Source organism: Nostoc parmelioides FACHB-3921, from assembly GCF_014696625.1.
In the GTDB taxonomy this organism is placed as follows: domain Bacteria; phylum Cyanobacteriota; class Cyanobacteriia; order Cyanobacteriales; family Nostocaceae; genus Trichormus; species Trichormus parmelioides.
Genome location: NZ_JACJQL010000014.1, coordinates 96,970 through 116,632, shown reverse-complemented (window position 1 = coordinate 116,632; position 19,663 = coordinate 96,970). Strand labels below are relative to the sequence as shown.

Below are 19,663 nucleotides of genomic sequence, written 5' to 3'. Positions count from 1 at the left end.
TTTTTTATATAGTGTAGAGTTACATATTTAGGTAACTCTACAACCCATAGATCAACTGATAACTATACGATTTTTTTGACCGTGACCAAATTTTGTCAGCATCTAGAGCCAATAAAGCTAGTCCAGCAGTCTTAATTCTGGTAGAGCTACCGTTAGAGAAAGCAGTGCTACCATTAGGGCCAGAACTTGTACCGCCATTCAGTACATTTTTATAGGCTTCGTAAAAAGTCGTATCGAGTTGAAAATCAGTACCACCAGTAACAACTGCTTGCTGTTCATTGTGTAAGTTGATAAATAATTGATGAGACATCACTGACAAACTCGTATTTTTGATGAATTTGGTTATTAGTAATGTGAGTTCGAGAAGGAATTAAGAAAATAAATTTTGCTAATTCCTTCATTGCTATACAGATGTCATCGAACTCACGTATTAGTCGATTAGTTAATGTAGTGACTCAACTTACTTTTCCCAGGAAGGTAAACCCTCTGCACCCAAACCTAAGAGAGCGAAACCAGCAGTCTTAATTTCGGTGGAGCTACCATTAGAAGCAGCAGTGCTTCCGCCAGGGCCGGAACTTGTATTACCATTTAATACATTTTGCTGCGCCTTATAAAAGGTAGCATCAAGTTGAAAATCTACACCACCAGCTACAAATGCTTGCTGTTCGTCGGATAAGTTAATAAACAATTCGTGAGACATAACTGACAACCTCGTAGTTTTAATGAACTTAGTTTGCTTATTAGTAACGTGAGTTCCAGAAGGAATTAAGCACATAAAATATACTAATTCCTTCTTGTCTGTACAAATTTAATCTAACTCACGTATTAGTTGATTTGTTGATGTCGTGATCAACTTAATCGCTGGATTAGTACAAATCTATAATGTCGTTTGCACCCAAAGCTAAGAAAGCTAGACCAGCAGTCTTAACCTTAGTAGAGCTACCATTAGAAGCAGCAGTGCTACCGTTAGGGCCAGAACTTGTAGTACCATTCAACACGTTTTGCTTGGCTTCGTAAAAGGTGAAATCGATTTGAAAATCAGTATCGCTTCCACCTGTAACTACTGCTTGTTGTTCATTGGATAAGTTAATAAACAATTCGTGAGACATAACTGACAACCTCGTAATTTATGATTTGAATTTATTGGAAGCTCTAAGTTGATTACCTGTTTTGTTTGCTCAACTCGTTGCTTGATTAACACAATAGGTTAAAAACAATAGTTAATTCATTTGTAATTAATGCAAACTTTTATTCTTAGTTCTCCAGAATAAATCTCATGAATGTGTGAATATAATTCACGAAAAAACTAAGGTAGAATAATGCTAATTGAATAATTATTTTTAGTAGATAAATTCTGTACAACTGACTGTTTTAACAAAATCATACATGGTAGATTTCTACGTATAACAAACTTTTTTCCATAAACAAAACAGGAAGACTCCTGAAAAATACATAAAAAATTTCCTAATCACAGCACAACACGTTTCAGTTAGAACTAAAAAGCTAATTTTGTGTGGGTTGCTTTCAGGAACGAAACTTAAACTATGATTCGAGTTGGAAAACACGCTGTCATTTCCCAAGGAGACAAACTTTTTTTTCTCTGTACCAGCATTTTGATAAGTTAGTACATAGTTTGCAACAATTGTAGTTATCGCTAAGAGGGGATTGAAGTTGAGTCAGCATCCAGATGCCATTGCCGCGCACGGTGGACAGTTGGTTAATCGCGTAGCCACACCAGCACAAAGAGAAGATTTTGTTTCCAAAGCTGAGTTTCTGCCCCGCGTACAACTTGACGAACGGGCAGTTTCCGATTTAGAAATGATTGCGATCGGTGGTTTTAGCCCACTCACAGGGTTTATGAACCAAGAAGACTACGATCGCGTGGTTTCGGAAATGCGCTTGGCTAACGGTCTTGTATGGTCGATACCAATTACACTATCTGTCAGCGAAGAAGTGGCTTCCTCTTTACAGGAAGGTAGCCTAATTCGTCTGGATAATCCCGCAGGTGACTACATCGGGGTTTTGCAACTCACGCAAAAGTATCGCTACGATAAAACCCGTGAAGCCATCAACGTCTACCGCACAGATGATGCCAAACACCCAGGTGTGCAAGTGCTTTATAACCAAGGCGCTGTAAATCTGGCAGGTGATATATGGTTACTGGAACGCAGTTCTCATCCTCTATTCCCTGACTATCAAATTGACCCAGTTGCTTCACGGCAGATGTTTAGAGACAAGGGTTGGAAAACCATAGTCGGCTTTCAAACTCGTAATCCCATTCACCGCGCCCATGAATACATTCAAAAGTGTGCCTTAGAAACCGTGGACGGTTTATTTTTACATCCCTTGGTAGGCGCAACCAAAGAAGATGATATTGCTGCGGATGTGCGGATGCGTTGTTATGAAATTTTGCTAGAACACTATTACCCCGAAGATAGGGTGATATTGGCAATTAATCCTGCTGCTATGCGTTACGCTGGCCCCCGCGAAGCGATTTTCCATGCTTTAGTTCGCAAAAACTACGGCTGTACCCACTTTATTGTTGGGCGAGATCACGCGGGAGTTGGTGACTACTACGGAACTTATGATGCTCAATATATCTTCGATGAGTTTGAGCCTGGTGAGTTAGGCATTGTGCCAATGAAATTTGAACACGCCTTCTACTGTACCCGCACAAAACAAATGGCGACCACCAAAACCAGCCCCAGCAGACCAGAAGAACGGGTTCACCTGTCGGGAACTAAAGTTAGAGAAATGCTGCGTCGCGGTGAATTACCACCACCAGAATTTTCTCGCCCTGAAGTAGCAGCCGAATTGGCGCGGGCTATGCGAGTACAGGTATTAGCGTAGAAATTAGGGACTGGGGAGTGGGGATTGGGGACTGGGTGATAACAACTGTCAACTGTCAACTGTCAACCGTCAACTGTCTTTACACTCCAGTCCTCAGCCCTATAAGCTGTTAGCTGACGAGCTGAGGACTGATTGTTTTTATGAAACGTCGGACTTTTGTACAACGGATTGGCTCAATACTGGCGGTGTTGGGTGTTGCTGAAACTGAGTGGTTAACGATGAATAATCACTATTATCAAGCCTTAGCACAACCTACACCACGAAAATTAGCATTATTAATCGGTATCAATCAATATCGGAAAAGTTCTTCACTGAGTGGTTGTCTGACCGATGTGGAATTGCAAAAAGAACTTTTAGTGCATCGGTTTGGCTTTCAAGCTGCGGATATTCTGACGTTAACAGAGGAACAAGCAAGTAGAGAATTTATTGAAGCAGCTTTTTTAGATCACCTGGTCAAGCAAGCTAAACCTGGCGATGTGGTGGTTTTTCACTTTAGCGGCTACGGTACTCAGTTACCAGTGGAATCGGATACGCTACAAAATGCTTTAGTGACAACTGATGAAAATCAAGAACCACAGGATTCTCAGATAGCTAATTATTTATTAGAAGATACATTATTATTGTTGTTGCGATCGCTCCCTACAGATCATGTCATAGCAGTGCTGGATACTAGCTACACTGTTCCTGCTATCAACCAGCCAGCAGGTTTAAAAATCCGCGCCCGTCAAGAGTCACCTGGAACGCGGTTAACAGCCACAGAACTCGATTTCCGCCGACAAATCAAACCCCAAAATCCTGAATTTAGCCCGGCTGTTATCCTATCTGCCACATCAGACCCCCAGCAGTCGGCTAGGGAAATATTAATGTCTGGGTTTAATGCAGGTTTATTCACTTATGCTTTAACACGACAACTTTGGCAGTCAACACCAGCAACAACAATTAGAGTCAGTCTCTCCCATGTGGCAAGTTCTATCCACCAATTGGGAAGTAAACAGCAACCCAAGTTATTAACTAAGAAGAATCAACAAGGAGTAGTGACTGTTGAAAATTTACTATTAGATAGCCATGCTGGTGCAGAAGGAACGATTCTGGCTATAGAAGAAGATGGAAAAACAGTGCAAGTATGGCTAGGTGGATTACCTGCACAAGTTTTAGAAAATTACGGGGCTAATTCTAGATTTACTCTAGCAACTGGAGAGCAGTTAACATTGCGATCGCTTATGGGATTAACAGCTAAAGCCCAATTCTCTAAAGTGACGGAGACAATTCCCCTACAAGTAGGGCAACTTATTCAAGAGACTGTACGCGTATTGCCCCACAATCTTAATTTGATATTAGCCTTAGATACTAAACTAGAAAGAATTGAGCGAGTAGATGCTACCAGCGCATTTGCTAGCGTTGGTCATATTTCCACTGTAGTTGCAGGAGAACAACCAGCCGATTATTTGTTTGGGAAACTGCCACAAACCCCCAGCCGCTACGGTCTGTTTACTTTGGATGGTGAACTAATTCCCAATACAGATGGGGGAGTTGGGGAAGCTGTGAAAGTAGCAGCCCAGCGATTATCATCAAAATTATCCACTCTTCTGGCAGCTAAGTTATGGCGACTAACAGAAAATCAAGGATCTTCCAGATTGCCCGTCAAGGTAAACTTAGAGGTTGTTAATAGCATATCGTCACAGGCAGTACTGCAAAGAGGAACCACAAGGACAAACACTAGTGAAACCGCTACAAAAAAATCACTCCCCACTCCCAACCCCCCACTACCAATTCCCATCATCCCTATTGGTAGCCGGATACAATACCGCATCCAAAACTTAGGCGATCGCCCCATATATTTTATGCTGTTGGGATTAAAGAATAATCGTAGTGCGATCGCTTTTTATCCTTGGCAAACTCCCCAAGAACCCAACAATCCAGAAAATCAACCCCAACTTAAACAAGTAGTTATTGCCCCACACGAAACCGTAACTCTACCGCAAACAACACCAACATCAGGCTGGGTAACTTCCGGCCCTGCTTACGAATGCGAACACCAACTGATTTTTAGCACAGCACCCTTTAACGCCACCCTAGAAATCTTAGATAATGCCAAATATTCCACAGCCGACCAACAACCGATAGCTACATTAATCAATCCTTTAGAAGTGGGACAAGCGCTACTAAAAGATTTACATAACAGTAGTGCAGTCAAAACAGAAACAACCACCACAGCTACAGATTCTTATGTATTAGATATAAATAACTGGGCAAGTCTCAACTTTAGTTTTCAAATAGCGTAAATCAATTCAAAATTCAAAATCAATTGATATCAATTCTCTATGAGGTTGCGCCAAATAAACCATCTGTAGAGACGCGATTTATCGCGTCTTCACCCAATGATGTATTGCAATCATTAATTGAATTGGTATAAGTTAAGAAAAACCCCAACACCCCTACACCCCATGCCATCAGTCAGGGATGCAGCAGATATTATTTTCAATCTAGTACCAACCCTAAATAGTCAACAGGACACAGAAATTGTCGATTTATGGGCAGCAAATGGACGCATTTTGGCAACGCCTGTAAATAGCCCCCTAGATTTTCCTCATTGGGACAATTCCGCGATGGATGGCTACGCGGTACGTTATGAAGATGTACAAAACTCCAACGCCGAACAGCCAGTTAGCCTAGAAGTTGTTGCAGAAATTCCCGCAGGCTATCAACCCAAATTTACCCTACAACCAGGACAAGCAGCCCGAATCTTTACTGGCGCAGTTATGCCCAGTGGTGGGGATACTGTAGTTATGCAAGAGAAGACACGCCCAGAGAATAACCGCGTGTTTATCCTCACAACACCAAAACCAGGGGAATTTGTCAGACTGAAAGCAGCTTATTACCAAGCCGGGACACAATTATTACCAGCCAATACTCAATTAAATGCAGCCGAAATTGCTATATTAGCGGCTTCTCAATGCCCACAGGTAAAAGTTTACCGCCGTCCTCGTGTAGCAATTTTTTCTACTGGGGATGAATTAGTAACACCTGACCAGCCATTACAACCAGGACAAATTGTTGATTCTAATCAGTATGCCCTAGCAGCTTTAGTCAAGCAAAGTGGTGCAGAACCTATATTATTAGGCATTGTTAAAGACAACCCAACAGCCCTTGAAGAAACCATCACCAAAGCCATAGTCAACGCCGATATAGTCATTTCCTCCGGCGGCGTTTCCGTAGGTGATTATGACTACGTTGACCAAATTCTAGCTTCCTTAGGGGCTAAAATTCACATCCGTTCTGTGGAAATGCGCCCAGGCAAACCCCTCACAGTCGCCACTTTCTCTACACCCCAAGCCCCCATTTATTTCGGTTTACCAGGAAACCCTGCGGCTGTTTTGGTAACATTTTGGCGATTTGTGCAGCCAGTAATTCGGAAATTAGGGGGATTAGCTAAAGGTTGGGAACCAGTATTTGTAAAAGTGCGATCGCATGATGAGTTACGCTCAGACGGTAAGCGCGAAACTTATATTTGGGGAAGTCTGCATCTAATCGATGGATTATACGAGTTTCACAAAGCTGGTGGTAGCCATAGTTCTGGTAATTTGATCAATCTAGCTCAAACTAACGCTTTAGCTGTTTTACCACCAGGTGAAACATTCATTTCATCAGGAAAAGATGTATTAGTTTTACAACTACCAATTTAAAGACAAAAACAGACTGTATAGTCCAATTACCAGTTACCAAAATCCCTTGATCCTAAAAACTATAGCGTCTGTTCAGAATCTGATGTTTCTTCATTATTGAAAAACAACAGCCGGGCAGCGAGAATGGCAAATCCTACAGCAGCGATCGCTTTTAATATTCGGGTAGGTAATAATTCTGACACTGCACCCCCTGCTAACGCGCCTAATAAACTAGTTAATAAAAGTGCGCTAGCAGTGCCGAAAAATACAGCTTTTACAGACTGACCACGACCAGAAAGAGCGATCGCTGCTAGTTGGCTTTTGTCACCTAATTCCGACAACAAAACCGTAATAAAACTGAGTCCTAAAAGATGCCAATCCATAATATTAGGGGTATTTATAATTATCCGTGAAAGATATCCCAAAACAAAGTGAGGGAGATAAATAGCAGCATGATTCCGGCTGATTTATCCAAGGTTTTGGGGCTGAAGCGTTTAGAGACCCAACTACCCAGGAGTACACCTAACAAACTTGTAGTAATTAATGCTGCTCCCGAACCAAGAAACACTACCCAAGGTGAATGAGACTCTGCACTCATCAACAAAGTTGATAACTGGGTTTTATCACCAATTTCTGCCAGAAAAATAGTCACAAACGTAGTAGCAAATACAGCCAAAGCTGGTTCCTGCTTTTTAGGACTATCCTCAACTGGCTCAATAATTGCGGTAGCCAGATGGGACTGAATGCTTTCTTCTATTTCTGGCTGGCTGATAGTCGGATTTACGCCAGTAAGGGCAACAGGTACAGAGTCGAGTTTCACAGGCAGTAGATTTATTACTAGATGTTTTTCATATTCTTCTCATTTTCTCAGATTGTTGTAATAAATTGCAACTGTACCAAAAAAAAATGCAGCTTTTTCGTGATTCGGTTAACTGATTGTATTCACTACGGTTAACAATACTAATTCCCAAACTTAAAGACATTCTGGAACAAGATATGGGTTAACGATCGCCACTTGATGCGATCGCTAGCCAAAAATTTTGGCGTTATGGTACTATCTGCAAAATCTGTTGGCAATTTTGCAGAGAAGCAAGCTGCTCATTCTCAATGAAATTACTGCAATACCACCAAAGATATTTTATACAACACCACAACGCTGATTAATATCGGAAAATAGCTGCTATTGCTTTACCATCAGGCATTTGTTCCAGTTCAACTGCATACACCGTACCACCATTCAATAGTGTATGAATTGCTGCAAAATCTAAAATGTCTCCATCTTCTGGCTGTGGTTCTGGATGTAACTCTACAGTCAGTGTCTCTGGGTCAAATTTACCCCAAATTTGTTGCCCTACTGGGACAATTAATGAATCAACTCTCTGGTAATAAGCGGCGGAAATGATTTCTTTAATATCACTAGAGGCCGTACCAGTTTCCTCTCCGGCTAGTTGTTGGTAAAGTTCTATCGCTTCTTGTTCTGACTGATGAAACAGAGGCTCCACAATTTCCCAAGCTTGGGCGTGTAATTCTTCTGCTTGAAAAAGTTCTGGTCTTTTAGTAATGGCTTGTTCCTGGAGATAAGGATAAGTATTTGCCTCTCGATAAATAGGATGGAGATATTCAACACCCGCCAAAATTAAAGGTGCTGTTTCATTGTTTAGTTTTTCATGTAATGCGGCATCAACAGCGTGGAAGTATTGCAGAATGCCTTCTTGGGGCTGGTCTTGGTCTGGACTACCTTGCCCGTGAAATGCCCCTGGTTGCGATCGCGTAAAAGGATTATTGCTGCTACCTTTAGATGTAGCAATGCGAAATTGCCCTTCCTTCTCGGTTTCGTCGTACATCAAAACTTCATCAACGCTCTTAGGCATATTTTCCACTTCTACCTCATTGAGGCCAGAACGTGTTCCCTCAAAAAATTTGATATCCTTTTGACTAAGAGCGAGGATGTAGAATTTCCCATCACTGTTAATTAAATGCAGTAACGGCTTGAGATGAAATTGATTGCTCACAACTACCAATTCTTGACACTCTATCGGCAGACTGTAATAACGAAATATCTGCGGCGAAATAAAAATTGCTAATCCGTGGTCTTGATTTTCCCAAAATTCTGCCTGATCTAGTTCCTGAATTTGTTGCAGTAAATTTTTAACTTCACTAGGGGAAATCTCCAATTCTTGCAAACGTTCTTCAGCCTCACGGACTAAATTTTTAAATCGGATAGGATTTTGGCGAATCTCCGGCCCAGCTTTCTGCATAGGCATATAAAGAGATACACATGGTGTTTGAGATTTTTCAATTAAAGTTCTTAACTCATCAATAGATAGTAGAGTCATATGGTGAAATTCCTATCGTCGGTAATTAAAGCTCAACAATGTATATTTATTTCAAAGCTTTAAACCCGAAAGTTCATCTTTCTTTTGATGAAAAATTAGCTATCATATACACCATTCTGTAGGCGGAGAAAAAAGTTCTTCTCTGTACTTATATTTAAAAAGTACTTTTTACTACAGATACCCAGAGGCACAAACAGAGACATTTTCTTCTCTGTAAACCTGAGAGCAAAAATTACACCATCGGAAATCAGAATGGATGCTTCCGAGCTATTAGAAACGATTACTCTCTTAATTGAGCAAGCAGAACAAGGAGAAATAGATCCTTGGGATGTCAAAGTTATTGAAGTGATTGACCGTTATTTAGAATTAATGACACCAAAGACCACTGCCAGAGGTTATGAATCTGACTTGTCTCAATCTGGACAGGCTTTTTTATCAGCCTCCATGCTGGTATTATTCAAGGCCAATACCTTAATGCAATTATCAACAGCAGAAGATTTAGAAGATATTGAGGATGGTCTATTAGCAGAGAATGGAGATAGCTTATTCCATCAAACCCATCGTTTACCCTTAGAGCGAGTTTTACGACGGCGACCCGCCGCCATGCCGCCACCAAAACGCCGTGTCACCTTGCAAGAGTTGATCGCCCAATTGCAAATCATGGCGAACCAACTCAAACTAGTACAAAAAGTTAGTAAACCGGAACGTCCCAAACGTCAGCCTACTGTCAAAGCTATGCGGGAAGCGCTAGAGTTAGCGCACCAAGAAAATTTGACGGAGGTAGCTGGTGAACTGGAACAAGTACTGCATTTTTCTGCCAAAGAACTGTTGTTAGAACAAAATTACTTAAATTTAGAACAACTCGTACAATTGTGGACTCAGACAAAGCAATCACACCAATTATCAGCCCATGAGTCCGTAAACAGTCATCTAGTTAGCGTATTCTGGGCTTTATTGCTATTATCGGCACAATCGAAAGTAGAACTAGTTCAAGAGGAATTTTATCAAGAAGTGAGAATTCGCTTGCTTTCAGATTCTGCAAACACCTATCAATCTTTGGAGCAACCAATAAACTGAACCAATTGGGAAAGTTTATATAGAAGCTTCTGTGAATTTACAGACTGTTGCATCAGTAAACCCAAAAATCCGATTAAATTAAAAAGATAACTGATTGCTTGTCATCTAACCGTACTAGGACTTACGTATGGAGAAGAAAAATCAAAGCTTTGGGCAAGAGGTGCAGAGGTATAGGGGTTCAAAATCCTCACACCCTCACACCTCTATACCCTCACACCCTTCCAAGGTGAAAAGTCTTATTGCCTAAGTCCTAAATACTTCTGGTTGCAATAAACTGTAAATTCCTGTTATCCCTGTTGTCAGGGGTTACTTAGAGCAGAATAAAAAACTGATGATTAAGTATCAAACAATGAAAGTAAACTGGCTTGTGGTTGAGGAATAAACTTTATGAAAGCGATGATTCTCGCAGCAGGTAAGGGTACTCGCGTTCGTCCGATTACCTATACCATTCCCAAACCGATGATTCCCATCCTGCAAAAGCCAGTGATGGAATTTTTACTGGAACTTTTACGTCAACATGGTTTCGACCAGATTATGGTCAACGTCAGTCATTTGGCTGAGGAAATTGAAAACTATTTTCGTGACGGTCAACGGTTTGGTGTACAGATTGCCTATTCTTTTGAAGGCAAAATTGATGATGAAGGTAAGTTGGTAGGGGAAGCAATAGGTTCTGCTGGAGGGATGCGTCGCATCCAAGATTTTTCACCATTTTTTGATGACACCTTTGTGGTGTTGTGTGGCGATGCTTTGATTGATTTAGATTTGACGGCAGCAGTAAAGTGGCATAAATCCAAAGGCTCCATTGCTACTATCATTACCAAAACTGTCCCCGCAGAAGAAGTTTCTAGTTATGGTGTGGTCGTCACCGATGAGAATAGTCGGGTTAAAGCTTTCCAAGAAAAACCGTCGATAGAAGAAGCACTCAGTACTAATATCAACACAGGTATTTACATTTTTGAGCCAGAGGTGTTTAATTACATACCTTCTGGTGTGGAATATGACATCGGTGGTCAACTATTCCCCAAACTGGTAGAAATTGGTGCGCCCTTCTATGCGATCGCAATGGATTTTGAATGGGTAGATATTGGTAAAGTACCAGACTACTGGCGGGCGATTCGTGGCGTGTTACAAGGGGAAATCAAGAATGTGCAGATCCCCGGTCATGAGGTTGCCCCTGGTATCTACACTGGCTTAAATGTGGCGGTGAATTGGGACAAAGTAGATATCACTGGCCCGGTTTACATTGGTGGTATGACTCGCATCGAAGATGGGGCGAAAATTGTCGGCCCGGCGATGATTGGCCCCAATTGCTGGATATGTGGTGAAGCCACTGTTGATAATAGTGTCATCTTTGAATGGTCACGATTAGGTCATGGAGCCAGGTTAGTAGATAAACTGGTGTTCGGGCGTTACTGTGTTGATAAAACAGGCGCTGCTATTGATGTACAAGCTGCCGCGTTAGATTGGCTGATTACCGATGCCCGGCAAACACCGCCAGAACATACCCCAGTGGAACGGCAAGCGATCGCCGAATTGTTGGGAACAAATGCAACTTAGTCAATAGTCAATAGTCAATAGTCAATAGTCAACGATGGACTTTAGACTATTGACTATTGATTTTTAACTATTTAAGTATGTGTATCTTCTGAGACTTTGTTCGTAAGTCTGGAGTAAGCGCTGGGATTCGGCTAAGGTAATGCGCTTTTCTTCTAACGCCCGCTCGCAACGTTGGCGGATATTTTCTACCATGTCCTCGGAGTCATATTGGACGTAGCTCACCACTTCACTCATGGTATCGCCTTTGACTACGTGTTCAATTTGGTAGCCTTTGGGTGTTAATTGGATATGAACGGCGTTGGTATCACCGAATAAGTTATGTAAGTTCCCCATAATTTCCTGGTAAGCACCATTGAGGAACATTCCCATATAATAGGGTTCTCCCGGTTGGAAGGGATGCAGCTCTAGCACAGATTTGACATCCCGTAGATCGATAAAGCGATCAATTTTGCCATCACTATCGCAGGTGAGGTCTGCTAAAATTCCTCGCTGCGTTGGTTCTTCATCTAGGCGATGGATGGGCATAATTGGGAACAGTTGATCGATCGCCCAGCAATCTGGTGCTGATTGAAACACTGAAAGATTAATGTAGTAGATGGAAGCCATGATTTTTTCTAGGTCTTCCAACTCATCAGGTACGTAATCGTGCTGACGAATAATGTCTAAAATTTTTTGACAACAAGCCCAGTAAAGACGTTCAGCTTTGGCTCGTTCACGCAGGCGTAAAATTCCCAAGTTAAAGCGGCTAATGGCTTCTTCCTTGAATTGGGTAGCGTCGTGGTAGAACTCTTGATAGTTCTCTTTGTTGATGGATTGATAAGTTTCCCACAGGTAATTAATAACTGGGGATTCACCTTCTTTTGGTGGTTCTGGGTTATCGCGGGGGACATCACTAGTACTGAGAACATCGAAAATGAGTACTGATTGATGGGAGGCGATCGCTCTACCACTTTCACTAATCAGTGTTGGTACGGGAATTTGTTTCTCTGCACAGGTATCTTTTAACTCTGCCACGATGTCGTTGGCATAGTTCTGCATATTGTAGTTCTTGGAGGCGTAGAAGTTAGTCTGAGAACCGTCATAATCCACACCCAAGCCGCCGCCAACATCCAGGTATTTCATATTAGCCCCCAAAGATGCTAATTCTACGTAAATCCGGCTAGCTTCTTGGATGGCATCTTTAATCACATTGATGGCGGAGATTTGCGAACCAATATGGAAGTGCATTAATTGCAAAGAATCCAGCAAGTCAGCATCACGTAACTTATCAACTGCTTGGATAATTTCGGGAATTGTCAAGCCAAATTTAGCGCGATCGCCTGTGGATGTACCCCAGCGTCCCATTCCCTGGGTGCTTAATTTTGCCCGTACTCCCAAAATCGGCTTAATACCTAATTGGTGACTAGCCGCAATCACTAAATCGACCTCTTCTACCTGTTCTAGGACGATAATTGGTGTTTGGCCTAGTCTTTGGGATAACATGGCCGTTTCCACATACTCCCGGTCTTTGTAGCCGTTGCAAACTAGCAAAGATCCAGGGGTATCTAATAAAGCCAAAGCAATCATTAACTCCGGCTTGGAACCAGCTTCTAAACCAAACTGATGTGGCTTGCCAAATCTCACTAAATCTTCAATCAAATGCCGTTGCTGGTTGCACTTGACAGGAAATACGCCACGATATACACCAGGGTAATTGTAGCGAGCGATCGCCTTGGCAAAACAAGCGTTTAAACGTTCAATACGATCCTCTAAAATATCCGAAAAACGAATCAGTAAGGGTAAACCCAAACTGCGTTGTTTCAAAGCATTGACCAATTCAAACAAGTCCAAAGAACCGCCGCGATCGCCTTTGGGAGAAACAGTAACGTGACCAGCCGCATTAATCGAGAAATAAGGCTGTCCCCAACCTTCAATCCGGTATAAAGCTTCGCTGTCTTCAATCTTCCAAGCGCGAGATACATCTCCTGGCGCATTCGTTGGTAGCAGCTTTTTCTGCTTGTGATTTTTCCCCTCCAACTTGTTTGCGTTGGCTGGTACTTTTACCACCTCGTCAGATGTAGCAGTTGACTCAACACCCATTTCTTCCTGACCTCTGTGTTTCACCCACGAATAAACAATTTAACGCATTCGTATAAGAACTGATATGCACTCAGAGATAATTTCTGAGATAAACTCTGATTGGTCAGTAGTTAATTGTTGACTGTTGACTGTTGACTGCTGACCAAATAAAAATTTTATTAAGTTTTGGGAGATAGTTTTGGAACGCACATTCTTAGCAATTAAGCCTGATGGCGTACAGCGTGGACTGGTTGGAGAAATTATCCGTCGCTTTGAAACAAAAGGTTTTACCCTTGTGGGTTTGAAGTTCCTCCAAGTCAGTAAAGAATTGGCTGAACAACATTATGGCGTACACCGCGAAAGACCATTCTTTCCTAGCTTAGTGGAATTCATTACCTCTGGCCCGGTGGTAGCGATGGTTTGGGAAGGTGATGGCGTGATTGCTTCTGCGAGAAAAATTATTGGTGCGACCAATCCTCTGACAGCAGAACCCGGAACAATTCGGGGCGATTTTGGCATTAACATCGGTCGCAATCTCATCCACGGTTCTGATGCGCCAGAAACCGCACAAAAAGAAGTAAGCCTATGGTTTACAGATGCAGAATTAGTCAATTGGCAACCCCATTTAACACCTTGGTTGCACGAGTAATTAGTTAGAGAGTGGGGAGTACTGAGTAGTGAATTCGGTAAGGAGCCATTAATTCTTAGTTCTTAGTTCTTAATTTTGAATTTTGAATTTTGAATTTTGAATTGGCTCCCCCAGTCCCCTTACTTCGATACTTCACTTTTTTCCACTTCTACTTGTGGTGATTCAATGACAGTTCGCTTGGAAAAGCCCCAGGTAAATATTAGGGCGATCGCCGCAATCATTAACCATTCTGGTGGGACAAAATCATCGTTGACGACCTTCAATAACAGACGCAAACCTACTAACGCTACAGTGATATAACCTGCGTCTTCTAGATTTTCAAATTCATCTAACCAACGAATAAATAATCCTGCCATAAATCGCAGGGTGAAAATACCAATAGTTGTCCCAGTGATTACTAGCCAAGTTTCTTGAGATACGGCGATCGCTGTTGTTACGCTATCCAAGGAAAAGGCTAAGTCGGTAAATGCAATCACAGGTATCGCTTGCCACAAGTTAGCAAAACGCGGGCCGTGGTGATGGTCGTCTTCAGTTTCTTCTGAGGTAAAGTGTTGAAATACAAGCCATAGCAGGTAAGCCGCACCCAGAAGTTCAAATTGCCAGAACTTTTGTACCTCAGTGGCAGTCAACAACAAGGTTATTCGCAGCACATAGGCGACAACCAAACCAATGTTGAGGGCTTGGCGTTCCAACTTCTTGTCTTCTAACCCTTGGGCGATCGCAGCGAGGGCGATCGCGTTATCTGCTGATAGTACCGCCTCTAGTAATACTAATATCAGCAGGACTATAGAGGCTTCAACGCTGAAATGAAAGTGCAGGTAGTCAAAAATTTGGTCTAGCATTCCAGATTTCTCAAGCAGTGAAAATTAAAAATTAGCAGGGATAGCCAATCTCGTATAAGAAAGTGCAACAAATTGCTACTTTTATCCAGCTTAACCTGTAGGGGGTGAGTTCTGGTAAGTCCAGAATCTAAGCGTTAGTGTGGTTTACCGCAAGTCTCACTTTTTTAGTTCACCCAGAGGCGCGGAGAACACAGAGAAATCATGAATCAATGCAAAATTCAAAATAAATTAGAAAAGCGTTATCAAAAATAAAATAGTTTAAAAATTTTTTTCTTAAACATTAGCCATTATTTTAAATCTGACTCACTCGTCAAATTAGCGATCGCTTTTTCCACAAACTACAGAGAGCGCATAATGAATTAAAAAGAGCGATCGCATGGTGAAATATAATCTGACTGCTGCTGTTGCAACCAAGTTACTAAATCAGCTTCAGTAGAAAAATCTAGTAATGCTTCAGCTAAATCCTCTAACTGAGTTAACGATAATCCCCGCACTCGCTCTTGTAATTCAGGGGTAATATCACCAATTCGTCTTGTTAATTGACGCTGGATTACTTTTAATTCTCCTTGTTGTATTCCTTCCTCCATCCAACTAGTAACGATCTGCATAACTACCTCTTGTTGAGTTGGTTCAAATTGTGCAATTTCAGACTGAAAAATTTCTGTTTCTTGGGCATTTAGGCGTAGGTAGGTGTCAATAAACCCAGAAATTAACTGCATCCGTGCTGCATCTAACTGCAACATAGCTAAAAGACGTAGACACTCAGATTTTACTCTTTGGTGCAATTTGTTAAATTTTTCGAGCCAAAAATTTTAATACAGCAGACTGTTTAACCCACGATTCTTTACCAAGTGCAGTAGCTTAAGAGATGCCCCAGTAGGCCGCTTTTGTCCTATTTCCCATTTTTGAACTGTTGAAGTACTTATATTCAAAATGCGTGCAAAAACAGCTTGACTAACTTGAGATGATTCCCGTATTTCCTTAATTTGTAGTGGTTCTAGAGGCTCAATAGGAGGTAGGCATAGGTGTTCAAATTCGCGCAATGTAGTTTGATTCATTAGTCCAGCTTTGTGTAGGTCTTTCGCTGTCTCATGAACTGCTTCAAGAATTGCTGATTTCTTCTGACGCATTACAAATCACCTCTATTAACGCATTGATACTTTTTGCCTGCTCAAGCTCATCTGATGTATAAGCCAGTAATTGCTTGGATAACATTAGAGTAAAAATAGCATAGACACAGCTGCTCAGTATTGGCTCATTGCTGAATTTAACGTGAGTTCGACGGAACCTAACCTCAACCCCTTCCCTTGTAGGGAAGGGGCTAAAAGTGGAGAATTTATATCTCTGGGAAGAATAAGCCGATGAACTTCCAAAAGAAGGTAGTTAATAGTTTTTTAAACAGGCGACCGTGGTCTATCATGATTAAATTTGTATCATGTCACACCCACGGTAAGCATTGCCGTTTTTAAAGAATTATGGAGACGTAAAGTAAAGAGGGAACATTAAAGGTGATACCTGTAGTAAATTTATGTGCTTAAATTTTACTGCACAACCAATATGTTCAGATGGAATTATGCCAAGATAAATAGTAAGCATAATATCAATGCTTAAAGGATAAATTACTAAACTTTCATATTTAATATAAATCTTGTATATTTCCATGAATAAAATAAAAGATAGTAATAAATCTATATTCTTTCCAAAGCCAGAACTCATATTAGCTCTATTCGCAATTATTTGTATTTTAATAGCGATATTTGTTCCTCGCTGGATAGTTGGCGATGCAAAGCTTACTCGTACAAAGCGTTTTGAAATCGAAAATGCTTATCGTGTCACCATAATCCAGGGTTTCGGAGGATTATTTTTCCTGAGTACAGCTTATTTTACGTGGCGAAACTTAAAAGTTGCCGAGGGGAACTTAACAACCGCACAAAATAAACAAATAGCAGATGCAAAAGTTGCTGAATTAAACCTAAAAGCCATACAAGATAAACAAATAGCAGATGCAAAAGTTGCTGAATTAAACCTAAAAGCTACACAAGATAAACAACTTACAGAACGTTTTGCCAAAGCGGTTGAGATGTTAGGGCATCAAGATATTCATGTTCGCTTAGGTGCAATTTATTTACTAGAAAGAATTTCAAAAGATTCTGCTCAAGATTACTGGCAGATAATGGAAATTCTCACAGCTTATGTGCGAGAAAAGTCTCCTTATCAATACCCTTACAATACAGTAAACAACTTAGAAGACGAACCTTATGTTCCACTACCAACAGATATTCAAGCAGTTCTGACTGTTATTGGTAGACGTGAAGATCCTGAAACAAAAGAGACAATTTCTTTAGATTTGAGTGGCAGTAATCTTAGGGGAGCTAAACTTGGTTCAGCTAACCTAAAAAAAGTGGATTTTAGAAGAGCTAACCTCAGCTATGCTTACCTTGTAGAAGCAGAACTTGAAAATTCTATCTTTTATAAAGCTGTTATTAAAAAGGCTAACTTAGGAAAAGCCAAATTAAGCAATGCTGAACTTGGAGAGTCCAACTTATTTCACAGTATCCTTACTGGAGCCAATCTAACGGGAGCTAATTTAGGTAATGCTGACCTCAGTTACACAAGTCTTAATGAAGTTAATTTCAATGATACTGACTTAGTAGCAGCAAACCTTCTGGAGGCTCACTTATACAAAGCAGAAAACCTTTTTCCAACTCAAATTATCAACAAAGCTATTAATTGGGAGAAAGCCTACTATGACCCTGAATTTTGCAAACAAATAGGTTTAACAGACACAACTGTAATTAGTACAAATAATTTATAGCCTCGAAATAGTCTGTGAAAAAAACTTGCCCCAGAAGCATCACACCTCCAAGGCAAGTAAATCATCCAAATTATTGTTAATTTCCTAAAGTTGCTTCACTTCAGAAACTAACTTCGCCACCATATCTTTCGCACTACCAAAAAGCATCGTAGTTTTATCTTTGTAGAACAACTCATTATCTACACCGGCAAAACCTGCGCTCATTCCGCGCTTAATTACAATAGTGTGCTTCGCTCTATCTACTTCCAAAATTGGCATCCCATAAATTGGGCTAGCGGTATCACTGCGCGCCGCCGGATTGACTACATCATTCGCCCCAATTACTAAAGCCACATCCGCTTGCTCAAATTGGGGGTTAATATCTTCCATGTCATACAACTGGGTGTATGGCACATTTGCCTCGGCTAACAACACGTTCATGTGTCCGGGCATTCTCCCAGCAACGGGGTGAATGGCATACTTAACATCAACGCCCATCCGTTCTAATTGGTCTGCCAACTCTCTCACACTATGTTGTGCTTGAGCTACAGCCATCCCATAACCAGGAACAATCACCACAGAACGGGCATAACCCAACATCATCGCGCCTTCTTCGGGATCGATGCTGTGGACGCTTTGATCTGTTGCACCAGTAGCCCCAACACCACCAGTAGCGCTTCCTGAACCAAAGGCGCTGAATAGGACACTGAACAGGGAACGGTTCATGGCTTTACACATGATTTCCGTCAAAATTAAACCGGAAGCCCCCACCAATGCACCAGCGATGATTAACATATTGTTCATCACCACGAAACCAGCCGCCGCCGCCGCGATACCTGACAAGGAGTTCAACAGCGAAATTACCACCGGCATATCGCCCCCACCAATGGGGATGACGAACATCACACCCAAAACTAGGGAGACTGCAACGACTGCTAAGAATACAGGTAAGCTATCTGGTGTGACGATTAAATAGGCACTTCCTGCTAGATACGCACCCAAAAGCAAAAGGTTAAATGGTTGCTGCAAGGGAAAGGTAATTGGCGAACCGCTAATTAATCCTTGCAATTTGGCGAAGGCGAGGAAACTACCAGTGAAGGTGACACCACCAATCAACACATCCAACAACATGGAAATGTTGACATCTAAGGGTACAGGTGCGCCAGCATCCAGCAACCGCCAAAACTCAGCCACAGCAACTAACGCCGAAGCTGCACCGCCCAAACCGTTGAGTAAACCCACCATTTGGGGCATTTCTGTCATCTGGACTTTGTAGGCAGCGATCGCACCAATACCTGAACCAATCGCTAAACCTAACAAAATCATTTCATAATTGAGGACGTGCTGATCTAACATTGTGGCAACAATTGCCAACAACATCCCCACAGCCGCAACTACATTTCCGTTACGCGCTGTAGCTGGGGAACCTAATTTTTTCAACCCCAGAATAAATAAGGATGCAGCGACTAAGTACGTCAGCTGTATTCCAGTTGGTAAAAAGTCGCTCACGCCTTAATCTCCTTTTTCTTGAACATTTGCAACATTCTATCGGTAACGAGAAACCCACCGACTACGTTGACTGTCGCCAAAATCACGGCAATCAAACCCAGAATTACGGATAAATTGGTGTTTCTTTCTCCGGCTGCTACTATCGCCCCAATCACAGCAATGCCAGAAATTGCATTTGAGCCTGACATTAGGGGTGTATGTAGAGTGGGTGGTATTTTGTTGATGACTTCAAAACCTATGAATGATGCCAACACAAATACAAACAAAGCTGCAATTAATGCCTCTGTCATTTAAAACTCCTTAATTATTGAGAGGCTAGTCTCAAGTCT

20 protein-coding genes are annotated in these 19,663 nt (G+C 41.6%); 7 read left to right on the top strand and 13 right to left on the bottom strand.

The genetic code is table 11. The features are described 5' to 3' along the window. Window positions 1-37 precede the first annotated feature (37 nt). From H6G14_RS12375 to H6G14_RS12365, 3 genes are all read right to left on the bottom strand, one after another. A complete protein-coding gene (locus H6G14_RS12375; RefSeq protein WP_190567692.1) occupies window positions 38-310 on the bottom strand; it encodes a CTB family bacteriocin in 273 nt (90 codons plus the stop codon). A gap of 150 nt (window positions 311-460) precedes the next feature. Continuing rightward, window positions 461-700 (bottom strand): CTB family bacteriocin, encoded by a 240-nt coding sequence (locus H6G14_RS12370; RefSeq protein ID WP_242053419.1) that lies wholly within the window; start codon window positions 698-700, stop codon window positions 461-463. A gap of 166 nt (window positions 701-866) precedes the next feature. Then, a complete protein-coding gene (locus H6G14_RS12365) occupies window positions 867-1,109 on the bottom strand; it encodes a CTB family bacteriocin (RefSeq protein WP_190567690.1) in 243 nt (80 codons plus the stop codon). 562 nt (window positions 1,110-1,671) lie between these two features. Between H6G14_RS12365 and sat the strand changes: the two genes are divergently transcribed. Both sat and H6G14_RS12355 read left to right on the top strand, forming a co-directional pair. Further along, a complete protein-coding gene (gene sat, locus H6G14_RS12360) occupies window positions 1,672-2,850 on the top strand; it encodes a sulfate adenylyltransferase (RefSeq protein ID WP_190567689.1) in 1,179 nt (392 codons plus the stop codon). Window positions 2,851-2,990: 140 nt separating this feature from the next. Beyond that, entirely contained in the window at window positions 2,991-5,132 is a 2,142-nt protein-coding gene (locus H6G14_RS12355) for a caspase family protein (protein ID WP_190567688.1), read from the top strand. Window positions 5,133-5,169: 37 nt separating this feature from the next. On the opposite strand, the gene H6G14_RS34015 is transcribed toward H6G14_RS12355, so the two are convergent. Next, window positions 5,170-5,301, bottom strand: coding sequence for a hypothetical protein (locus H6G14_RS34015; protein WP_277884313.1), 132 nt, complete (start codon window positions 5,299-5,301; stop codon window positions 5,170-5,172). Here H6G14_RS34015 and H6G14_RS12350 point away from each other — a divergent pair. Further along, window positions 5,295-6,533 (top strand): molybdopterin molybdotransferase MoeA, encoded by a 1,239-nt coding sequence (locus tag H6G14_RS12350; RefSeq protein ID WP_190567687.1) that lies wholly within the window; start codon window positions 5,295-5,297, stop codon window positions 6,531-6,533. The genes H6G14_RS34015 and H6G14_RS12350 overlap by 7 nt on opposite strands. 59 nt (window positions 6,534-6,592) lie before the next feature. Here the strand turns inward: H6G14_RS12350 and H6G14_RS12345 are convergent, their stop codons facing one another. The 3 genes from H6G14_RS12345 to H6G14_RS12335 form a co-directional block, all read right to left on the bottom strand. Next, window positions 6,593-6,895 carry a TMEM165/GDT1 family protein gene (locus tag H6G14_RS12345; RefSeq protein ID WP_011319163.1) on the bottom strand — a complete coding sequence of 101 codons (303 nt, stop codon included), beginning with the start codon at window positions 6,893-6,895 and terminating at the stop codon, window positions 6,593-6,595. A 20-nt stretch (window positions 6,896-6,915) separates the two neighbouring features. Continuing rightward, entirely contained in the window at window positions 6,916-7,332 is a 417-nt protein-coding gene (locus H6G14_RS12340; RefSeq protein WP_190567686.1) for a TMEM165/GDT1 family protein, read from the bottom strand. 340 nt (window positions 7,333-7,672) lie between these two features. Further along, complete coding sequence (locus H6G14_RS12335; RefSeq protein ID WP_190567685.1) at window positions 7,673-8,848, bottom strand: baeRF7 domain-containing protein; 1,176 nt, start codon at window positions 8,846-8,848, stop codon at window positions 7,673-7,675. A gap of 252 nt (window positions 8,849-9,100) precedes the next feature. Between H6G14_RS12335 and H6G14_RS12330 the strand changes: the two genes are divergently transcribed. Further along, complete coding sequence (locus H6G14_RS12330) at window positions 9,101-9,925, top strand: segregation/condensation protein A (RefSeq protein WP_190567684.1); 825 nt, start codon at window positions 9,101-9,103, stop codon at window positions 9,923-9,925. 387 nt (window positions 9,926-10,312) lie between these two features. Beyond that, window positions 10,313-11,482 (top strand): nucleotidyltransferase family protein, encoded by a 1,170-nt coding sequence (locus H6G14_RS12325; RefSeq protein WP_190567683.1) that lies wholly within the window; start codon window positions 10,313-10,315, stop codon window positions 11,480-11,482. Between the two features lie 63 nt (window positions 11,483-11,545). On the opposite strand, the gene speA is transcribed toward H6G14_RS12325, so the two are convergent. Continuing rightward, window positions 11,546-13,561 carry a biosynthetic arginine decarboxylase gene (speA, locus tag H6G14_RS12320; protein ID WP_190567682.1) on the bottom strand — a complete coding sequence of 672 codons (2,016 nt, stop codon included), beginning with the start codon at window positions 13,559-13,561 and terminating at the stop codon, window positions 11,546-11,548. 178 nt (window positions 13,562-13,739) lie between these two features. On the opposite strand from speA, the gene ndk reads away from it, so the two are divergent. Beyond that, window positions 13,740-14,189, top strand: a complete 450-nt coding sequence (ndk, locus tag H6G14_RS12315) for a nucleoside-diphosphate kinase (RefSeq protein ID WP_011320146.1) — start codon at window positions 13,740-13,742, stop codon at window positions 14,187-14,189. Between the two features lie 119 nt (window positions 14,190-14,308). Here the strand turns inward: ndk and H6G14_RS12310 are convergent, their stop codons facing one another. The 3 genes from H6G14_RS12310 to H6G14_RS12300 form a co-directional block, all read right to left on the bottom strand. Further along, on the bottom strand, window positions 14,309-15,031 hold the full coding sequence (locus tag H6G14_RS12310) for a TerC family protein (protein ID WP_190567681.1): 723 nt from the start codon (window positions 15,029-15,031) through the stop codon (window positions 14,309-14,311). Window positions 15,032-15,390: 359 nt separating this feature from the next. Further along, a complete protein-coding gene (locus H6G14_RS12305) occupies window positions 15,391-15,816 on the bottom strand; it encodes a DUF4351 domain-containing protein (protein ID WP_199326140.1) in 426 nt (141 codons plus the stop codon). Between the two features lie 27 nt (window positions 15,817-15,843). Continuing rightward, entirely contained in the window at window positions 15,844-16,161 is a 318-nt protein-coding gene (locus H6G14_RS12300) for a helix-turn-helix domain-containing protein (protein ID WP_190567680.1), read from the bottom strand. Between the two features lie 530 nt (window positions 16,162-16,691). On the opposite strand from H6G14_RS12300, the gene H6G14_RS12295 reads away from it, so the two are divergent. Next, complete coding sequence (locus tag H6G14_RS12295) at window positions 16,692-17,846, top strand: pentapeptide repeat-containing protein (RefSeq protein ID WP_190567679.1); 1,155 nt, start codon at window positions 16,692-16,694, stop codon at window positions 17,844-17,846. Between the two features lie 84 nt (window positions 17,847-17,930). Here the strand turns inward: H6G14_RS12295 and H6G14_RS12290 are convergent, their stop codons facing one another. Then, the gene (locus H6G14_RS12290) at window positions 17,931-19,334 is read right to left on the bottom strand and encodes an NAD(P)(+) transhydrogenase (Re/Si-specific) subunit beta (protein WP_190567678.1); all 1,404 of its coding nucleotides are present in this window, start codon (window positions 19,332-19,334) and stop codon (window positions 17,931-17,933) included. Next, a complete protein-coding gene (locus tag H6G14_RS12285) occupies window positions 19,331-19,624 on the bottom strand; it encodes an NAD(P) transhydrogenase subunit alpha part 2 (RefSeq protein ID WP_011320151.1) in 294 nt (97 codons plus the stop codon). The genes H6G14_RS12290 and H6G14_RS12285 overlap by 4 nt, the downstream gene beginning before the upstream one ends. Window positions 19,625-19,663: the final 39 nt, after the last annotated feature.